The organism is Neptuniibacter sp. QD34_54, assembly GCF_047778055.1.
Taxonomy (GTDB): domain Bacteria; phylum Pseudomonadota; class Gammaproteobacteria; order Pseudomonadales; family Balneatricaceae; genus Neptuniibacter.
On record NZ_CP180546.1, the window covers coordinates 806,139 to 823,543 of the forward strand.

Annotated in this window: 20 protein-coding genes and 1 other RNA gene; 17 read left to right on the forward strand and 4 right to left on the reverse strand. The window is 44.7% G+C overall.

Annotation, left to right across the window (positions count from 1 at the left end; all coding sequences use genetic code 11):
* Positions 1-15: 15 nt before the first annotated feature.
* From ACMXYP_RS03435 to ACMXYP_RS03505, 15 genes are all read left to right on the forward strand, one after another.
* Positions 16-549 carry a polysaccharide biosynthesis/export family protein gene (locus ACMXYP_RS03435; protein WP_415883611.1) on the forward strand — a complete coding sequence of 178 codons (534 nt, stop codon included), beginning with the start codon at positions 16-18 and terminating at the stop codon, positions 547-549.
* Positions 550-581: 32 nt separating this feature from the next.
* A complete protein-coding gene (locus ACMXYP_RS03440; RefSeq protein ID WP_415883612.1) occupies positions 582-2,783 on the forward strand; it encodes a GumC family protein in 2,202 nt (733 codons plus the stop codon).
* Positions 2,780-3,499 carry a tyrosine-protein phosphatase gene (locus ACMXYP_RS03445; RefSeq protein ID WP_415883613.1) on the forward strand — a complete coding sequence of 240 codons (720 nt, stop codon included), beginning with the start codon at positions 2,780-2,782 and terminating at the stop codon, positions 3,497-3,499. Before ACMXYP_RS03440 ends, ACMXYP_RS03445 begins: the two co-directional genes overlap by 4 nt.
* 86 nt (positions 3,500-3,585) lie before the next feature.
* The gene (locus ACMXYP_RS03450; protein ID WP_415883614.1) at positions 3,586-4,188 is read left to right on the forward strand and encodes a hypothetical protein; all 603 of its coding nucleotides are present in this window, start codon (positions 3,586-3,588) and stop codon (positions 4,186-4,188) included.
* A gap of 99 nt (positions 4,189-4,287) precedes the next feature.
* Positions 4,288-4,863: a TMEM165/GDT1 family protein gene (locus ACMXYP_RS03455; protein ID WP_415883615.1), complete on the forward strand. Its 576-nt coding sequence runs from the start codon at positions 4,288-4,290 to the stop codon at positions 4,861-4,863.
* A 2-nt stretch (positions 4,864-4,865) separates the two neighbouring features.
* On the forward strand, positions 4,866-5,240 hold the full coding sequence (locus ACMXYP_RS03460; RefSeq protein WP_415883616.1) for a CidA/LrgA family protein: 375 nt from the start codon (positions 4,866-4,868) through the stop codon (positions 5,238-5,240).
* Positions 5,227-5,943: an LrgB family protein gene (locus ACMXYP_RS03465; protein ID WP_415883617.1), complete on the forward strand. Its 717-nt coding sequence runs from the start codon at positions 5,227-5,229 to the stop codon at positions 5,941-5,943. Before ACMXYP_RS03460 ends, ACMXYP_RS03465 begins: the two co-directional genes overlap by 14 nt.
* A gap of 297 nt (positions 5,944-6,240) precedes the next feature.
* Positions 6,241-7,353 carry a cell division protein ZapE gene (zapE, locus tag ACMXYP_RS03470; protein WP_415883618.1) on the forward strand — a complete coding sequence of 371 codons (1,113 nt, stop codon included), beginning with the start codon at positions 6,241-6,243 and terminating at the stop codon, positions 7,351-7,353.
* A 356-nt stretch (positions 7,354-7,709) separates the two neighbouring features.
* Positions 7,710-8,138, forward strand: coding sequence for a 50S ribosomal protein L13 (gene rplM, locus ACMXYP_RS03475; RefSeq protein ID WP_415883619.1), 429 nt, complete (start codon positions 7,710-7,712; stop codon positions 8,136-8,138).
* Positions 8,139-8,152: 14 nt separating this feature from the next.
* The gene (rpsI, locus tag ACMXYP_RS03480) at positions 8,153-8,545 is read left to right on the forward strand and encodes a 30S ribosomal protein S9 (protein WP_286239726.1); all 393 of its coding nucleotides are present in this window, start codon (positions 8,153-8,155) and stop codon (positions 8,543-8,545) included.
* Between the two features lie 269 nt (positions 8,546-8,814).
* Positions 8,815-9,417 carry a ubiquinol-cytochrome c reductase iron-sulfur subunit gene (gene petA, locus ACMXYP_RS03485; protein WP_415883620.1) on the forward strand — a complete coding sequence of 201 codons (603 nt, stop codon included), beginning with the start codon at positions 8,815-8,817 and terminating at the stop codon, positions 9,415-9,417.
* Positions 9,417-10,664: a cytochrome b gene (locus ACMXYP_RS03490; protein WP_415883621.1), complete on the forward strand. Its 1,248-nt coding sequence runs from the start codon at positions 9,417-9,419 to the stop codon at positions 10,662-10,664. The genes petA and ACMXYP_RS03490 overlap by 1 nt, the downstream gene beginning before the upstream one ends.
* On the forward strand, positions 10,664-11,440 hold the full coding sequence (locus tag ACMXYP_RS03495) for a cytochrome c1 (RefSeq protein WP_415883622.1): 777 nt from the start codon (positions 10,664-10,666) through the stop codon (positions 11,438-11,440). The genes ACMXYP_RS03490 and ACMXYP_RS03495 overlap by 1 nt, the downstream gene beginning before the upstream one ends.
* Before the next feature lie 85 nt (positions 11,441-11,525).
* Positions 11,526-12,164 (forward strand): glutathione S-transferase N-terminal domain-containing protein, encoded by a 639-nt coding sequence (locus tag ACMXYP_RS03500; RefSeq protein ID WP_415883623.1) that lies wholly within the window; start codon positions 11,526-11,528, stop codon positions 12,162-12,164.
* Between the two features lie 83 nt (positions 12,165-12,247).
* Complete coding sequence (locus tag ACMXYP_RS03505) at positions 12,248-12,682, forward strand: ClpXP protease specificity-enhancing factor (protein WP_415883624.1); 435 nt, start codon at positions 12,248-12,250, stop codon at positions 12,680-12,682.
* Between the two features lie 71 nt (positions 12,683-12,753).
* Here ACMXYP_RS03505 and ACMXYP_RS03510 read toward each other — a convergent pair whose 3' ends face one another.
* The 4 genes from ACMXYP_RS03510 to ACMXYP_RS03525 are packed head-to-tail and all read right to left on the reverse strand — an operon-like array spanning position 12,754 to position 16,141.
* Positions 12,754-13,338, reverse strand: a complete 585-nt coding sequence (locus ACMXYP_RS03510; protein WP_415883625.1) for a BON domain-containing protein — start codon at positions 13,336-13,338, stop codon at positions 12,754-12,756.
* Positions 13,339-13,340: 2 nt separating this feature from the next.
* On the reverse strand, positions 13,341-13,931 hold the full coding sequence (locus tag ACMXYP_RS03515) for an SIS domain-containing protein (RefSeq protein WP_415883626.1): 591 nt from the start codon (positions 13,929-13,931) through the stop codon (positions 13,341-13,343).
* A gap of 20 nt (positions 13,932-13,951) precedes the next feature.
* Positions 13,952-14,311 (reverse strand): YraN family protein, encoded by a 360-nt coding sequence (locus tag ACMXYP_RS03520; protein WP_415883627.1) that lies wholly within the window; start codon positions 14,309-14,311, stop codon positions 13,952-13,954.
* 9 nt (positions 14,312-14,320) lie between these two features.
* Positions 14,321-16,141, reverse strand: a complete 1,821-nt coding sequence (locus ACMXYP_RS03525) for a penicillin-binding protein activator (RefSeq protein ID WP_415883628.1) — start codon at positions 16,139-16,141, stop codon at positions 14,321-14,323.
* Positions 16,142-16,177: 36 nt separating this feature from the next.
* On the opposite strand from ACMXYP_RS03525, the gene rsmI reads away from it, so the two are divergent.
* Both rsmI and rnpB read left to right on the forward strand, forming a co-directional pair.
* Positions 16,178-17,011, forward strand: coding sequence for a 16S rRNA (cytidine(1402)-2'-O)-methyltransferase (gene rsmI, locus ACMXYP_RS03530; protein ID WP_415883629.1), 834 nt, complete (start codon positions 16,178-16,180; stop codon positions 17,009-17,011).
* Positions 17,012-17,042: 31 nt separating this feature from the next.
* An RNA gene (gene rnpB / locus ACMXYP_RS03535) (RNase P RNA component class A) lies at positions 17,043-17,394 on the forward strand.
* Positions 17,395-17,405: the final 11 nt, after the last annotated feature.

Sequence of the window (17,405 nt, forward strand, 5' to 3'; positions counted from 1 at the left end):
TTGTAGGAATTGATTGTGGCAAACCTATATAGATGTATTGTCTGTGCGCTATTCGTGCTTATGGCTTCCTTTAGTAAGGCGAATGACCTCTCTGATTATCCATTAGGAGCGGGTGATCTTTTGAGTATTACCGTGTTTGGAGAAGAGGATTTGAGTTTAGAAGTGCGTTTGAGTGATGCGGGCACTATCTCGTATCCTTTCTTAGGTGAAATTAGCACTAATGGCTTGAGTACGGGGCAATTAAGTGACGTCATTCGCTCTAAATTGGCGGATGGTTACTTGGTCAATCCAAGTGTTAACGTTGCAGTGATAGAGTACCGTCAATTCTTTATTTATGGGCAGGTGGAAGAGCCGGGGGCTTATCCTTATCAGCCTGGGCTTACTTTGCAAAAAGCAGTTGCACTTGCGGGTGGGTTTACTGAGCGTGCCTCATCGGACAAATTTTTTGTCGTTACAGAAAAACAGGTGGGTCCTGATCCTGCTCAGATAGATATTAATCATCCGGTTAGTCCTGGTGACACGATAACAATTGAAGAGAGTTTCTTCTAATCCCCTAGCGAGCTTTCCAAACGGATTTGTATATGGACAACAAGCAAAACGCTGCATTCGACCGTGTAATGCAAGATGATGTTATTGATCTCCGTGAGTATTGGTTGACTATAAGTCGACATAAATGGGGGATCTTAGGCTTTGCCTTTTTGGTGACTTTGCTCACCATTCTTGTGGTTTTTTCGATGAAGCCTGTATATCGGGCTACTGCTACATTACTGATTGAGGCTCAAGAAGCTCAAGTCGTCTCTATTGAAGAGGTTTATGGTTTAGAGTCCGGCAATCAAGAGTACTTTTTAACTCAGTTTGAGATTCTTAAATCTAGGAAGCTTGCTGAGTCTGTAATGCGCAAGTTGGATCTGGCCAATCACCCAGAATTTAATGAAGAACCTGCTTTTTCCCTTAACTGGCGAGAGCTATTGCCTTTTGAACTGCCAGGGGCTGCTTCTGAGCCTTCTGAAGAAGATATTTTTCAAGCTAAATTAAATATTTTCTTAGAAAAAGTAACAATCTCTCCTGTCCGCAAAACTCAGTTAGTAAAAGTTACTTATGAATCCTATTCACCCGTTATGGCTGCTGAAGTAGCTAATGCCATTGGTCAGGCTTATATCGAGAGTAACTTAGAAGCCAAATTGGAAGTTACGATGCAGGCATCTACTTGGTTGAGTGATCGCCTTGGTTACCTGCGTGATGAATTAAGAACTGCAGAGAAAAAGCTGCAAACTTACCGTGATCAGGAAGGTATTGTCGGCGAAAAGGGCGGCTTGGACATAGCTTCCAAAGAGTTGGATCTTGTTTCGACTAAGCTTGTTGAGTCTCGAAGAGATCGTTTGGAGCTGCAGGGCGTATATGATCAAATTCAGAAAATAGGTAAGCGTAATCCTCGTAAGTTAGAGTTGCTTCCAGCTGTGTTACAGCACCCATTGGTTCAGACTATGAAAGAGTCGGTTGCTGAGAAGCAGCTGAAAAAGTCTGAACTAGCTAAACGCTATGGTAGTAAACATCCCAAAATGGTGGCTGTGAATTCTGAGCTGAATATAGCTTATCGTTCTTTAAATCAGCAGATTATCTCTGTAGTTAATGGTGTCGAAAACCAATATAAAGCTGCTCTGGCTAGTGAAAAGTCATTGGAAAATTCGTTGGCTACTACCAAAGGAAGTATGCAGGATTTAAGCCGAAAAGAGTTTAAGTTGCGTGAATTGCAGCAGGATGTGGATACCAAGCGAGCGTTATATGACACCTTCTTTACTCGTTTTAATGAAACAAGTGCAACGGGTGATTTGAGATCTGCTAATGCACGAATAGTAGATCCTGCGGTTAAGCCGCAGTTGCCAGCTAAGCCTAAGAAGGGGCTTATTGCTGCGCTGGCCTTTGTTGTGAGTATTATGTTTGGCGTTGTCTTTGCCTTTCTCTTGAAAGCGCTAGATAACACAGTGAAAACGGCCGCAGATATTGAGAGTAAGTTGGGTGAAACAATGATGGGGCTATTGCCATTGTTGAGTGCTCGTAAAGGCGTTAAGCATCCTAGTTATAATGAATATCTAGAGGAAACGCAGTCTGCTTTTGCTGAGTCTGTTCGTACGATTAGAACAGGTGTGGTGTTGTCTGCATTGGATAATCCTCATAAGGTGTTGGCTGTTACGTCAACTATCCCTGGTGAAGGTAAGACATCCACAGCGATCAATATGGCTTATTCGCTAGGTCAAATGGAACGCGTTCTACTCATTGATGCTGATATGCGTAGACCTTCTCTAGCCAAGGCGCTTGGTTTTGATAATAAGTTGCCAGGGCTATCAAATTTTGTTGCTGGCACATCTAAGTTAGAAGATTGTATTCATCATCATGAGGCTTCGGGTATCGATGTCTTAACAGCAGGCATTATCCCTCCAAACCCTCTGGAATTATTGTCTTCTGAGCGATTCGCAAAAGCACTAAGTGTGCTTGAGACTAAGTATGATCGTATCGTTATAGATACTGCACCAACGCAAGCGGTAAGTGATGCACTAGTGCTTGCTCCAAAAGTTGGTGCGATGATCTACGTGGTTAAAGCTGATTCAACCAGTTATCAACAAGCCAAAGCTGGTTTGAAGCGATTGAAAGATATTAATGCTCCACTCATCGGTGTAGTGCTAAATCAGGTGAATACCAAAAAAGCGTCTAAATATTATGGGGCTGATTACGGTGGGTATTATGATTCCTACGGTTATACAGAGGAAAGCAAGAGCGCAGCATGATTGATCTGCATTGCCATATTTTACCCGGAATTGATGATGGAGCCTCTTCTTTAGAAGAGGCTCTTTCGCTTGCTCGTATTGCTGTAGCTGATGGCATTACGCATATGGTCTTTACGCCCCATGTTCATCCTGGACGGTATGACAATAATGCTCAAACTATTCAGCCTGTATTTGAGCAATTTCAGCAAGCGCTTGTGGATAATGATATTCCTTTAGTTGTTATGCCAGCAGGGGAGGTTCGGTTATCCGTTGAGGTTTTGGCTATGTTTGCCTCCGGGCAATTACCATTCCTTGGTGAATGGGATGAAAAAAAAGTGATGCTATTGGAGCTCCCGCATAGTCATGTACCGCCAGGTACCGATAACCTAGTGAAGTGGCTTTTGGATCGCGGTGTGCTACCAATGATTGCTCACCCAGAGCGAAATAAAGGGTTTATTGCGGATGAGCGTAAATTGGCACCTTTTGTTGAGATGGGGTGTTTGTTTCAGCTGACGGCTATGTCAGTGACTGCTGATTTTGGGCAGAAGGCTCATGAATTAGCTTTGAGGATGCTAGAAAATCAATGGGTTACAGTTCTTGCTAGTGATGCGCATAACGCAAACTATAGGCCGCCGATCTTATCAAAAGCGTTGGAAGCTGCAGCTGAAGTCATTGGTGTGGAAGAAGCGCGGCGTTTGGTGTGGGAAAACCCGGCTCGTATCATTGGTATAAATTAGATTTTGAAAGGGTTATGTCAGTTAAATCACCACTATTAAAATTATCAATTGTTATAGGCCTGCTTTTCTGTGTCATGGGTATTTACATGGCTGTGTCTTGGGCGATGGGTGATTTGTATGGCTATAAGGCTCGTTATGCAGTTGAGTCTTGGCAAGAAGAACCGAGTCTGCCGGATTTAATAGTAATCGATGAGGCTATTGCTGATGCAGACCGAGCTTTGTCATGGGAAAGTGAAAACCCCGAATATCATGAGCTTAAAGCTAGAGCCTTATATTATAAGGCCTTAGTGAAAGGGGTAGATGACCTAGGGAAGGCTTACCTTGTAAGTGCTAAGCAGTCTCATGATAGTGCCGCGCAGCTAAGGCCGCAATGGCCTTATACATGGGCTAATATGGCCTTAATGAAAGCTTATCTTGCTGAGTTTGATGATGAATTTCATCAGGCTTTGCTTAATGCTGTGCAGTATGGCCCTTGGGAGCGCTCAGTTCATCTTACTATTGCGCATATAGGGGCGATGTCATGGACAAGTCTATCTGCGGAGCAAAAGAGTATCATCGCTGCAAATGTCTCTAGAGGTTTAAAGCATAATTATAAAGGTATTGCGTTTAACTTAGATGCATATAAACGACGCAATCTGATTTGTGCATATATGCATAGAGATGAAAACCAACAAAGGTTTTGTAGATAGTTTTACGCCCTCTAGTCAGTTTTCTACAGACAATTCTTTAATTGTCCAGATTTAAAATAATGCTAGGATGCTCAGTCTCATTTTATCGTAGAGTTAAATATGGATCTGATTGAGCCTTTTCTTAAGGTGTTTCTTCTTATTTTTCTTGCTGAATTCGGCGATAAAAGTCAGTTGGTTTGCATGACTTTGTCGGCTAGATATAAGCCTATTCCGGTTTTAATTGGCGCGGTGGCTGCGTTTTCAGTATTGAACCTCTTGGCCGTTTTGTTTGGCGCAACCATTAGTGTTTATCTGCCCCAGGCTGCAATCTTTGCGCTGGTTGGTACGCTGTTTTTGGTCTTTGGTGTTCAGTCCTTACGTGTTGAAGATGATGAAGAGGAGGGAGAGCTTAATATTGGTAGGCACCTGCTTCTGTCTGTATTTGTATTAATATTTCTAGCTGAATTGGGTGATAAAACGCAGTTATCTATAGCGGGGCTATCTGCTGTAGAAAATGCATGGATTGTTTGGCTTTCGGGAACATCTGCGTTGTTGGTGACGACGTTGCTGGGAGTTTGGTTGGGGCAATTCTTGCTTCAACGTCTGTCCATTATTTGGATTCATCGAGCGGCCGGTGTGTTATTTATTGGTTTTGCTTTAGTGGCTTTTTGGCAGTTAGCACAATTGGTGATGTAGATATGATCCAAGGTTTTCTTATTTTGTTGGTGTGCCAGTTGGTTGGGGAGCTCATCGTCACGGCTGCAAGTGTGCCTATTCCTGGGTCAGTGGTTGGCATGGTTTTGTTGCTGGTAGGTTTGATTGTTCGTGGTGAGGTGCCTGAGGGGCTGCGTGTAACGGCTGAAGGGTTGCTGAAAGTGCTGCCATTGCTTTTAGTGCCAGCAGGTGTGGGGTTGATGAACTATTTTGGAGTGCTTTCCGATTATTGGCTTGAGCTGATGGTATCGTTATTTGTAAGTACTTTGGTGACCATGTTTGTTGTGGCTTTTTTGTTAAAGGTGCTCTCGAAAGAAAAGGCGAGAGCTAAGCAGGATTTAGGAGATGACGATGCTTGAATTGTGGTCTCATTTTCAAGTATTTCCAGTGTTATGGCTTGTCTTGACGCTAGTAGTTTTTTTATGTGCGTCCTGGATAAATGCAAAAGCAGGAAAAACGCCGTTTTTACATCCTGTATTGGTATCGCTCTCTCTGATTATTGTTGTTCTAAAGCTAACTGAAACGGACTATGCGACCTATATGAAGGGTGGGCAGTATATTCACTTACTATTAGGTCCTGCTGTGGTGGCGTTGGCGGTGCCCTTATATGACAACCTGGCGACTGTTAAGCGGTTGCTGGTACCTCTACTGGTAGGTTGTATTGTAGGGGCTGTTATTGCTGCGAGTTCAGCAATTCTCATCGGTGTAGCTTTTGGGTTGAGTGATGAGTTGCTATTAACCTTGGCACCTAAGTCGGTTACTTCTCCTATCGCAATTGCGGTAGCTGAAAAAATGGGCGGTTTTCCTTCTTTGGCTGCCGGACTTGTTCTCATTACAGGTGCTATGGGCTGCTTGATCGCACCGTATGTTTATCGTCTGCTGAGTATTAAAGATGAGTCTGTAAAAGGCTTTGTTTTAGGTGTTGGTGCTCATGCGATGGGTACTGCATTTGCTTTTGAGTACGGGATGGTTGCAGGTGCATTCGGTGGCTTGGCTATGGGAATGACGGGGGTATTTACTGCGTTTATGCTACCGTTTTTGGTGCCTTTGTTGGGGTTGTAGTTGCAAGAGTATCTTATCGCGGCAAGATGCCGCTCCTACAAAAAAAGTTTTATTGTAGGAGGTGCATCCTGCACCGAAATTTATTTAGTCTAGAAACTTATCCTACGATACAGCCTAAAAGTGAGCATCTCTGGGAGTCGTATCTGCGCTGAAAAAAACCTTTCTAGCTGTATTGTACTTTATCCACTGAATTGAAATGTTTCCTAGTAACACCCCTCCTTATGTTGCATTTGCTAAATGATGCTTTCGCCGGTAAAGTTCGCGCAGGTTAAAAAGTAGATCAAATTGGCAAATCTCATGACTCCATTAGAAAGATACAAGCAAGACCTCAAACGCGATGATTTCTCTTATGATCCAGCCCAAGAGATGGCTGTTGAGCATCTTCAGCGTTTATATGACGATCTTGTAGCGGTTAAGGCAGAAGAGCCTAAAGTCGGTTTAATGGGGCGCTTGAAGAGTAAGCTGAAAAAACCGGAGCCGAAAGAGCCGGTTAAAGGCTTGTACTTCTGGGGTGGTGTAGGTCGTGGTAAGACTTACCTGATGGATACTTTTTATGACAGTCTTCCGTTTGAACAGAAGATGCGTACCCACTTCCACCGTTTTATGCAGCGTGTACATGCAGAATTAAAAGAGCTGGATGGTACGGCTAACCCACTAGTTGAGATTGGCAAAAAGTACGCACAAGAAGCTCGAATTATCTGTTTTGATGAATTCTTTGTTACAGATATCACTGATGCCATGATTCTGGGCGGCTTGCTGCAAGAATTATTCAAGAACGGTGTGGCTCTAGTGGCGACGTCCAATATTGTACCTGATGGATTGTACAAAGATGGATTACAGCGCGCTCGCTTCCTGCCAGCGATTGATATGCTAAATCGTTACACAGAAGTTGTGAACGTTGATGGTGGTGTTGACTATCGTTTACGTGCTTTAGAGCAGGCAGAGCTTTACCACTATCCGTTAGATGCTGAAGCGGATAAGAGTTTAAACCGCAGTTTTGAAAGTCTTGCGCCAGATCTAGAAGAGGTGGTTGAAGCCGAGGTTCTGGATATTAATGGCCGTGATATGCAGACACGCCGCTGCTGTGAAGACGTGGTTTGGTTTGATTTTAAAGAGCTTTGTGAAGGTCCTCGTTCCCAGAATGACTACATTGAACTGGGCAAGATATTCCATGCTGTGATGGTGGGTAATGTGCCGCAGCTGGGTCGCTCAAATGATGATGCCGCTCGTCGCTTCATCAATATGGTCGATGAATTCTATGATAGTGGCGTTAAGTTGATTATCAGTGCTGAAAAGCCAATTCATGAAATTTATTCAGAAGGGCGTTTGGAGTTCGAAATTGAGCGGACTCAAAGTCGTTTGCTTGAGATGCAGTCTCATGAATATCTAGCGCGTGAGCATAGAGCATAGGCTTTGTGTAATTATCGAAAAAAGCACCTTAGGGTGCTTTTTTTTCGCGGCAAGATGCCGCTCCAACGGAGTGTTTGTATTGTTGGCGGGCAGGGCATGACATCGCTCAGCAATGTTGAATTTTGAACTTGTGGGAGACGCTTCTAGCGTCGAAGGTTTGAGGTTTTATTTAGATTTTAACTTGCGGGCAATGGTGTTGATATATATAATGCGCGCTCCCAAGTTTAGGCTTGCTTAAATTTTGGGCAGAAGAGAGTTGTTCTAATCAATTTGGAGCAACAAATAATTATAAGTCAGATCGGGCGATTTTATTAATAAAATCAACGAGATCTGAGTAAAGTTGAAAGGCTATACAGATGAAAACATTCGTCGCTAAGCCAGCCGAAGTAAAACGCGACTGGTACGTTGTTGACGCAGAAGGTAAAACTCTGGGTCGTCTGGCTACTGAAATTGCACGTCGTCTACGTGGTAAGCATAAGCCAGAATACACTCCACACGTTGATACTGGTGACTACATTGTAGTTGTTAACGCTGAAAAAGTAGGCGTTACTGGTAACAAGCGTAAAGATAAAACTTACTACCACCACACTGGTTTCCCAGGTGGCTTGAAAGAAGCTTCTTTCGAGAAGATGGTAGAAACTTTCCCTGAGCGCACAATCGAGCTTGCTGTTAAAGGCATGCTGCCAAAAGGTCCACTAGGTCGCGCTATGTATGCGAAGCTGAAAGTTTACGCTGGTGCAGAACATCCGCATCAGGCTCAGCAGCCTAAAGAACTTAACGTTTAAGGGGAAGGATAATCATGTCTACTACACAGTATTACGGTACAGGTCGTCGTAAAACTTCTACAGCACGTGTTTTCCTGCGTCCAGGTACAGGTGCTATCACTATCAACAACCGCACTATCGAAGAATACTTCGGTCGTGAAACTGCGCGCATGATCGTTCGTCAGCCTCTAGAGCTTACTAACAATCTTGAAGCGTTTGATGTTGTTGTTACTGTTAAAGGCGGCGGCGGCTTCGGTCAAGCTGGCGCTATCCGTCACGGTATCACTCGTGCACTAATGGAATTTGATGAAACGCTTCGTCCAGCTCTACGTGAAGCAGGTTACGTTACTCGTGACGCTCGTATGGTTGAACGTAAGAAAGTTGGTCTACGTAAAGCACGTAAGAAGCCACAGTTCTCCAAGCGTTAATTCGATATCTTTTTCGAAAGATTTTGGATTCAGAAAAAGCGCCTGCCCCTTTATCGGGGTGGGCGTTTTTTTTGCACTGCGTTATATCAATACATTGGCCTAAAGTACGGCGAAAAATAAGTAATTCACCTTGTAAGAAAGGGGTAATTTCTTTACTATTTGGGCCATTTTTAAGATACAGATTTCCGTAGCTATAAAATTCTTAGCGGCCAGAGTATTTTTGCACCTGCAGAGATATAAAATAAGGTCGATTGAGGGGAGATAACTTAATGAGCAATGATGGCGTGAATAAGGGTCGGCGCCGTCTCCTAATCGGTGCTACATCCGCAGTTGGTGCGGTTGGTGCTGTAGGAGCAGCTGTCCCATTCGTAGCTTCCTGGACGCCGAGTGCGAAGGCAAGAACTGCCGGCGCACCTGTCAAGGTGGATGTAAGTAAACTGGAACCAGGTCAGCAGGTGATTGCTAGCTGGCGTGGTAAGCCTGTGTGGATCGTTCGTCGTGGCGAAGAAGCATTGGCTAATCTGGCTAAGCTAGATAGCAACTTGCAGGATCCAAAATCGGATAACCCTGCACAGCAGCCTGATTACATTCCAAAAACCCCTGCGCGTTCTCTACGTGAAGATATCGCTGTTTTGGTTGGTATTTGTACTCACCTAGGTTGTTCTCCAACTTATCTTCCTGAAGTAGGTGTTACATCTGGTCAGGGTGAAGATTGGGTTGGCGGTTATTACTGCCCATGTCATGGTTCTCGTTTTGATCTTTCTGGTCGAGTAATGAACGGTTCCCCGGCTCCAAGTAACCTTGTGATCCCGCCTCATCACTATGAGAGCGAAAATGTGATCATCGTAGGTATTGATCAGGAGACTGCATAATGGCTGGTTCTCGTAACAAAGGTAACCCAGGTATCATGGGTTGGATTGATGATCGTTTCCCAGCTACAGCTATGTGGGAAGATCACCTATCTAAATACTACGCTCCAAAGAACTTTAACTTCTGGTATTTCTTTGGTTCATTGGCGCTTCTAGTGCTTGTTAACCAGATCCTAACGGGTATCTGGCTAACTATGTCTTACAATCCTTCTGCTGAAGGTGCGTTTGCTTCTATCGAATACATCATGCGTGATGTTGAATACGGTTGGTTGCTGCGCTATATGCACTCTACCGGTGCATCTGCATTCTTCGTAGTTGTTTACCTGCACATGCTTCGTGGCATGATGTACGGTTCTTACCGTAAGCCTCGTGAGCTTGTTTGGCTATTCGGTATGACAATCTACCTAGCGCTTATGGCTGAAGCTTTCATGGGCTACCTATTGCCATGGGGTCAAATGTCTTACTGGGGTGCACAGGTAATCGTATCTCTATTCGCTGCTGTACCATACGTTGGTCCAGAACTAGCTGAATGGATTCGTGGTGACTACCTGATCTCTGGTATTACTCTAAACCGTTTCTTCTCTCTGCACGTAATTGCTCTACCAATCGTTCTATTGGCATTGGTTGTTCTGCACATTATCGCGCTACACGAAGTGGGTTCTAACAACCCAGACGGTATCGAAATTAAAGATAACAAAGATGAGAACGGCGTGCCTGTTGATGGTATCCCATTCCACCCTTACTACTCTGTTAAAGACATTGTAGGTGTGGTTGTGTTCCTATTTGTTTTCTGTGCAGTAGTCTTCTTCTTCCCAGAAGGTGGTGGCTACTTCATTGAGGCGCCAAACTTTGAGCCAGCTAACCCGCTGAAAACACCTGAGCATATCGCGCCTGTATGGTACTTCACGCCATTCTACGCAATGCTACGTGCTATCCCACCAATCCTAGGTTCTCAGTTCCCAGGTGTTGTTGTGATGGGTGCAGCGATTGCCATCTTGTTTGTGCTTCCTTGGTTGGACCGTAGCCCAGTTAAATCTATCCGTTATAAAGGTTGGATGAGTAAGCTGTGGTTGGTTATCTTCTGTGTAAGCTTCGTAATCCTGGGTTACTTGGGTGTGGTTGCATCTACTCCAGGTCGTACGCTAGCGGCTCAGATCTGTACTGCGCTTTACTTCGCATACTTCTTCCTGATGCCGTTCTACACCAAGATGGAAAAAACTAAACCGGTTCCAGAAAGGGTTACAGGCTAATGAAAAAGTTTCTTATTGCATTAGTAATGGCGGCGCTGCCGATGGCTGCAAGCGCTGCTGGTGGTGCTAAAGGCCACCTTGATGAGATGGATGTAGATCTACATAACCAAGCATCTTTGCAGCGTGGTATGCAAACGTTTGTAAACTACTGCCTGGGCTGTCACTCTGCTGAATATCAGCGTTATGAGCGTGCTGCACTAGATCTAGGCATGAATCCAGAGCTTGTTGCTGAACACTTGATCTTTGGTGATCACAAAGTGGGTGAGCAGATGACTATCTCTATGGATAAAGGCGATGCTGGTAAGTGGTTCGGTAACCCTCCACCAGATCTAACGCTAGAAGCGCGTCTACGTGGTCCAGATTGGTTGTACACTTACCTACGTAGTTTCTACGCTGATGAGTCTCGTCCATGGGGCGTGAACAACGCAGTGTTTAAAGACGTTGGTATGCCAAACGTACTTGGCCCGCTACAGGGTGAAGTTGTTGCAAGCTGTTCTTGGGAAGAAATGAACGCTCACGGTTTGCGTGGTGAGGGTATTGATCCTCTAACTAACAAGCCGCTAACTAGCTGTACTTCTGTTAAGAAGGGCACTGGTGAGCTATCTCCAGAAGAGTTTGATGCGCTAGTATATGATCTAGTTAACTTCATGGTTTACATGGGTGAGCCATCTAAGTTGGATTCTCAGCGTATCGGTACTTACGTGTTGATCTTCTTGTTCCTATTCTTCTTCCTTGCGTATGCGCTGAAGAAAGAATTCTGGAGAGATGTACACTAATAGCTTTACGATATAATCGTGAGCTTTAAAACGCGGCCTCTTTTTTAAGGGGCCGCGTATCTGTTTCTAATAAGGGGTATTCTTAATGGGTGTTGTGGCAAAACGTTCTTCCATGTCCTTCTACTCTAATGGCGAGGACCAGTATAGCCATCGAGTTCGTATCGTCCTGGCAGAAAAGGGTGTTGCTGTAGAGATTCATGATTGTGATGAAGGTAATCTTCCTGAAGATCTAACTTCAATGAATCCGTACAATAGCCTGCCAACTTTGTTGGATCGCGATTTGGTTCTTTATGAACCAAATGTGATGATGGAATATCTTGATGAGCGCTTCCCGCATCCTCCGCTATTGCCTGTTTATCCTGTAGCTCGTGCTGAAAGCCGACTATACATGTATCGCATCCAGCGTGACTGGTGTGATCTTGCGGATAAAATTATTGAAGCTGCGATGGCTGATGATGAAGATGTAGCAGAAGAAGTTCGTAAAGAGCTGCGTGATAGCTTGATTACAATTTCACCTATCTTTGCTGATAAGCCTTTCTTCATGAGTGAAGAGTTTACTTTGGTTGATTGCTGCCTAGCTCCACTATTGTGGCGTTTGCCGTTGTTGGGTATCGATCTTCCAGAAGATCAGTGCAAGCCTTTGGTTAAGTATATGGAGCGCTTATTTGAGCGTGAATCTTTCCAAATGAGCTTGTCAGAAGCAGAGCGTGAAATGCGCGATTAATTGTTTCGTAGTAAAGTTAAAAAAGGGATGATGTTTCATCCCTTTTTTTATGTCGTAATTTTGTTAAATGTTTGGATAAAGAAATGAAGCCGAGTCGCCCTTATCTTGTTAAAGCACTGTATGACTGGTTATTAGATTGTGATTTAACACCTCATCTTTTGGTAGATGCTACGCAGGATGATGTTACGGTTCCTACGCAGTTTGTTGATGATGGTCAAATTGTTTTAAATATTAATCCATCTGCGGTTCGGGATTTTTACCTCGATGATCGAGCGTTGTCTTTTAATGCGCGCTTTTCAGGTCAGCCAATGGATGTATATGTGCCGATGGCGGCTATCTTAGCTATCTATGCGCGTGAAAATGGGCAGGGTATGGGCTTTGGTGGTGAGCCGGGTGTTGACTGCTATACGCAGGAGTTGGCAATACTGGATAACGTAGAAGATATGGATGCGGATGAGACTAAGGAAGCTGAAAAGCCAGCTAAGTCGAAAAGGCCGTCATTAAAAGTTGTAAAGTAGTTGAGGGAAGTGGAAGGGTTGAACCTATAGAATTAAAGGTGCGTACTAACGGTTAGTACGCACCGTGGTTCTTATCGATTAACGTATTCAAACACTTTTACAATTTTCTCTACGCCAGCGATATTTCTTACGATATTGATCGCATTCTCAGCTTCTTGAGGGCTTACAAGGCCCATAAGGTAAACCGTGCTGCTATCAGTTACTACCTTGATGCGAGATCCATCAACTGCTTCGTTTGTTAATAGCTCTGCTTTAACTTTCGTGGTTAGCCAAGCGTCGTTTGTGCGAGCGATAGTGGATGATACGCCGGAGATTTTAACTTCGTTATGAATCTTACGTACTTTTCGTACTTGGCTGACGATCTGTTCAGCTTCCTGTCTTGCGCTTTCTGCAGGTGCTTGACCAGTTAAAAGTACAACGCCGTTATAGCTTGTTACGCTGATATTGGTTGCTCGCATCTGTTCTGAGCCCTTGGCAAGGTTAACCATAGATAGCGTTTCAATCACTTCATCATCTATGTATGAACCAACAGTTCTACTGCCAAGGTCTTCCTGGATCGGGCCTTCTCTTCCAGCGCTTAGAATATCTGAACAGCCGGTAACAAATAGAGATAAACTAATTCCAGCAATTAAACTAAATGTCTTTTTGTTGATCATGTTTATTCGCTTCCAAAAAGTTGGTAGTCAATTAAATCGCATAAAGAGTGCAAAACAAGTAACTGCGCATGGTGAACTAGCGAGCTATCGTCGCTAGGTACGCATATCTCGATCTCTTCTGGGCTGAGAAGCGCTGTGATATCGCCACCATCAGAGCCGTTTAGGACGATAACAGTCATTTCACGATCATGGGCGGCCTGTATTGCTTGTACAAGGCTGCTGGAACGACCGTGAGGTGTTATCAGTAATAAAATGTCCCCAGGTTGGCCTAAAGCATGGATCTGTTTGGCTTGTGCATCCATAAAGCCGCTATCTTCACAGATCGCGCTTAAGGTAGCGCCATCTGAGTTAATATTGATTGCGGGTAGACCTGGACGCTCATGCCTAAATCTATTCATCAATAGTGCGGTGAAGTGTTGTCCTAAAGATGAGGAGGCTCCATTGGCACAGCAGAGAATCTTGTTCTCACTGACAAGGCAATGGAGTAAAAGTTCGCCAGCATGGGCAATAAGTGGAGTGTACTGCTCAATGGTGATCGCGTTGACTTCCATTGAGTTGTGAAACTGGCTGACAATGCGGTCTTCGAGTTCCATGCTGTCCTTAATCGTTTACCTTAAGTTCTGAAGGCATCTTTATACCACAGCGGCTTCGTTGGTGCTGCATCATATTCATATGCAATGACATCAAAACGGCAATTATTGTTAGAAAACTGTGTTTTATGGCTCAAATAATGCTGTGCTGCTTTAATGATCTTCCGTTGTTTGGTTGCTGTAACTGAGGCTGCAGCGCCGCCATACTTTTTTGAATTGCGATAACGGACTTCGATAAAGACAAGTGTGCGTCGATCTAACATGATTAGATCGATCTCGCCGAAGCGGCAATGATAATTGCGTTCGACTAGGGTGAGTTTGTTTTTTGAGAGGAATCTTTCGGCGTGTTTTTCGGCGTCCTTGCCGGTCTTATTTCTGTCCATGAATATTATTTACTCAATAATTTGTGGGATGCCGTCTTTATATTTGGCCCAAGTTAGCGTTCTAAAAACAAGGCCGTTGTTGTTAATGCTAAGTTGCCCTGTTTCGCCGTTGATCTGGGTGCCAGGAACCGCACTTAATTGTTTTAGATAGGGATGGATGCGATAAGCATCAAGACCTAGAGCGTATAAGCGACCAAAACGACTGTTTGTGTCATTTCGTTGCTGTGAAATAAGTACTTTGTCTTGGGATGGTGGCTTTAGATTCCAAGGGGTGCCAAGGAAAGTTACGTTATTTAGGTCCTGGTCTTGGATCGGGTTGTTGCTGCCACTGAAAACGTGCGAAGTTGCGTAGATCGGTAGATCGCCTGCAAAGTTATAAGCCAGCATGGTGTTTAGCTGTCTTGCATCATTGGGGAGTGCGGTGAGGATGATGGCTTCCATATCATGGCGGCGGTGCTCCTCAAATTCAATTTTGTGGGTATAAACTACTTTTCTTACGTTCTTGTAGCGCTGTTTACTTTTATCTGTGGATAAGAATTGACTCACATGCTCGGAAAATTCGCTGATGTCCCCAAAGTTACTTGAATGAACAACCATGCCGCCTAAGCTTGTGAAGTGCTCTTCAAAAGCCTTGCTGATTTTTTCGCCCCAGCCACTGTTTGGTGTTAATACTGCGGCACGGCGGATGCCGTCTTTCCATGCGCGCTCTGCAATTTGAGTGGCTTCATCTTCTGCCGAAAGGCCAAATTGATACATGCCTTCACGAGCGGGTGAATCGGTGTAGTTTAGGGCGAGTACAGGCACTTGGATATGCTGATCTGCGGCTAAGGTTGTAACATAGTCTTTAGCTAAAGGTCCGATGATCATATCAACTTGCTGCTCATTAATAATTGAAGCAAGCTGAATAGGTGTATTTATTTTTTCAGAATCAAGAAATAGCAGTTCTGGAGAAGGTTTTCCTGGTTGTTGGCTGCGCAGATGAGCCATCATAATGCCTTCTTTGATGGCGTTGGCAGGTTTGGCTAATTTGCCTTCAAGTGGCAATAATACTGCTATTTTTTGAGCTAAAAATGTTTGCGCGTTGAGTCCGCCAAGAGATTGTGGTGGTAGTTTTTGGGCTGGGTGAGATTCCCATAATACGGCCCAGTTATTCAATGCTTGGTTTTGTGTGTCTAGCTGTGTATTCAGGCTTAATTCGTAAGCTAGCTCCAGCCAGCCTTGCTCATGATAGCTATTAGTGCCACTGCGAATGAGTTCGGAAAGCTGGGTTGCTTCAATTTTTAGTAAACTATTCCAGATCTGATCGTGCAGGATCTGCTTTGCTTCGTCCGTATCGAGCAGTTGGCTTAGTCGGATTAGTTCTTTGGCTTCACTAAAATGTTGCTGTTGTAGCTGGAATGCTTGGGCACGCAATTCGAGAATTTGAATCTCTTGCTCGGTTAGGAGTTTAAGATCCGACAAACCATTTAATCTGTCAAGCTGTTGCAGGGCTTGTTCAGGCTGGTTTTGTTCAAGAGAAGCTTCAGCTTGAAGTTTGGCGATATCAAAGCGAAGGGATGGGGCTAGGAGGGCAACATCTATTTGGCTAAGTACGGCGGCAGCTTCTTGCTTGCGGTCTAGGCTAAGTAAAATCTTCGCGGCGTCTGCTCGATACTGAGCAGATTTGATCGGTTTTGCAGAATTCGCTTTTTTAAGTAGGCTTTCTACTCGTTGTTGGTCTTGCTCAGCTGCAGTCAGCGTTGGTTTCGTGGATGTCGTACTAACTGAACAGCCAGAAATAATTGTGCTGATTAAAATTGCTGAAAGAGACAGGCGCCACTGAAATTTCATATACTTCGCAACCCACGTTTTAAGATGGTATCTGTAATGTTAGAACCCGCACTGTACGTTGTAGCAACGCCAATAGGAAATCTGCAGGATATGACACCTCGCGCTATTGAGGTCTTGCAGCAAGTTGAGTTGATAGCTGCTGAGGACACACGTCATAGTGCCCGTTTGATGGCGCATTTCGGTATCAATACCCGCCTTGTTTCCGTCCATGAGCATAACGAACGCCAGCGAATTGAGACGATTGTACACCAGTTGCAATCTGGTGCCAGTGTTGCGCTCATTTCTGATGCTGGAACGCCGCTAATTTCGGACCCTGGATATGTTGTAGTTCAGGGGGTTAGAGAGCAGGGTTTTAAAGTTGTGCCTGTTCCTGGCTGTGTGGCTTTTATTGCTGCGTTGTCTGCGGCGGGTTTGCCTACGGATCGATTTATCTTTGAGGGATTTTTGCCGCATAAATCGAGTGGTCGCAAACAGCAGCTTAAGGGGCTGGTCGATGAAACGCGAACGCTGATTTTTTATGAATCACCGCACCGTATTCTGGCTTCTCTGAAAGATATGCAGTCAGTCTTTGGTGGTGAGCGTGTTGTGGGGATTGCTCGTGAGCTAACTAAAACTTATGAAACGATCCATGTGGATAAGTTGGATGCTGTCATCGAGTGGATGGAAGCTGATTCCAATCAGCAGCGCGGAGAGTTTGTTGTTTTGGTTCACGGTATGGAGAATAAAGGTGTGACTGAGCTGGATGCTAAGGCTCTGGAGGTGCTGGATATTCTTCTTGCAGAGCTGCCAGCGAGTCAGGCAGCTTCTTTGGCAGCGAAAATTACCGGTTTGAAGAAAAAAGTGCTTTATCAGGCGGCTTTAGATCGCTAACTGATTTAGCTTTTGTTAGAATTCGCGCCGAGGAGTTTGCCAGGCAGTCGCTGCCTTCTTTAGAAGGTGGAGGAAAGTCCGGGCTCCAAAGGGTAGAGTGCCAGATAACGTCTGGGCGGCGCGAGTCGACGGAAAGTGCAGCAGAAAATATACCGCCTAAGCATCTTCGGATGCCGGTAAGGTTGAAATGGTGCGGTAAGAGCGCACCGCGTGGGTGGTAACACTCCACGGCATGGTAAACCCCACTCGGAGCAAGACCAAATAGGGTTCCTATAGGCGTGACCCGCGCTGGAACCGGGTAGGTTGCTTGAGGTGCGTAGTGATATGCATCCCAGATGAATGATTGTCCACGACAGAACCCGGCTTATCGGTAAGCTCTTCGCTTTTTTCTCTA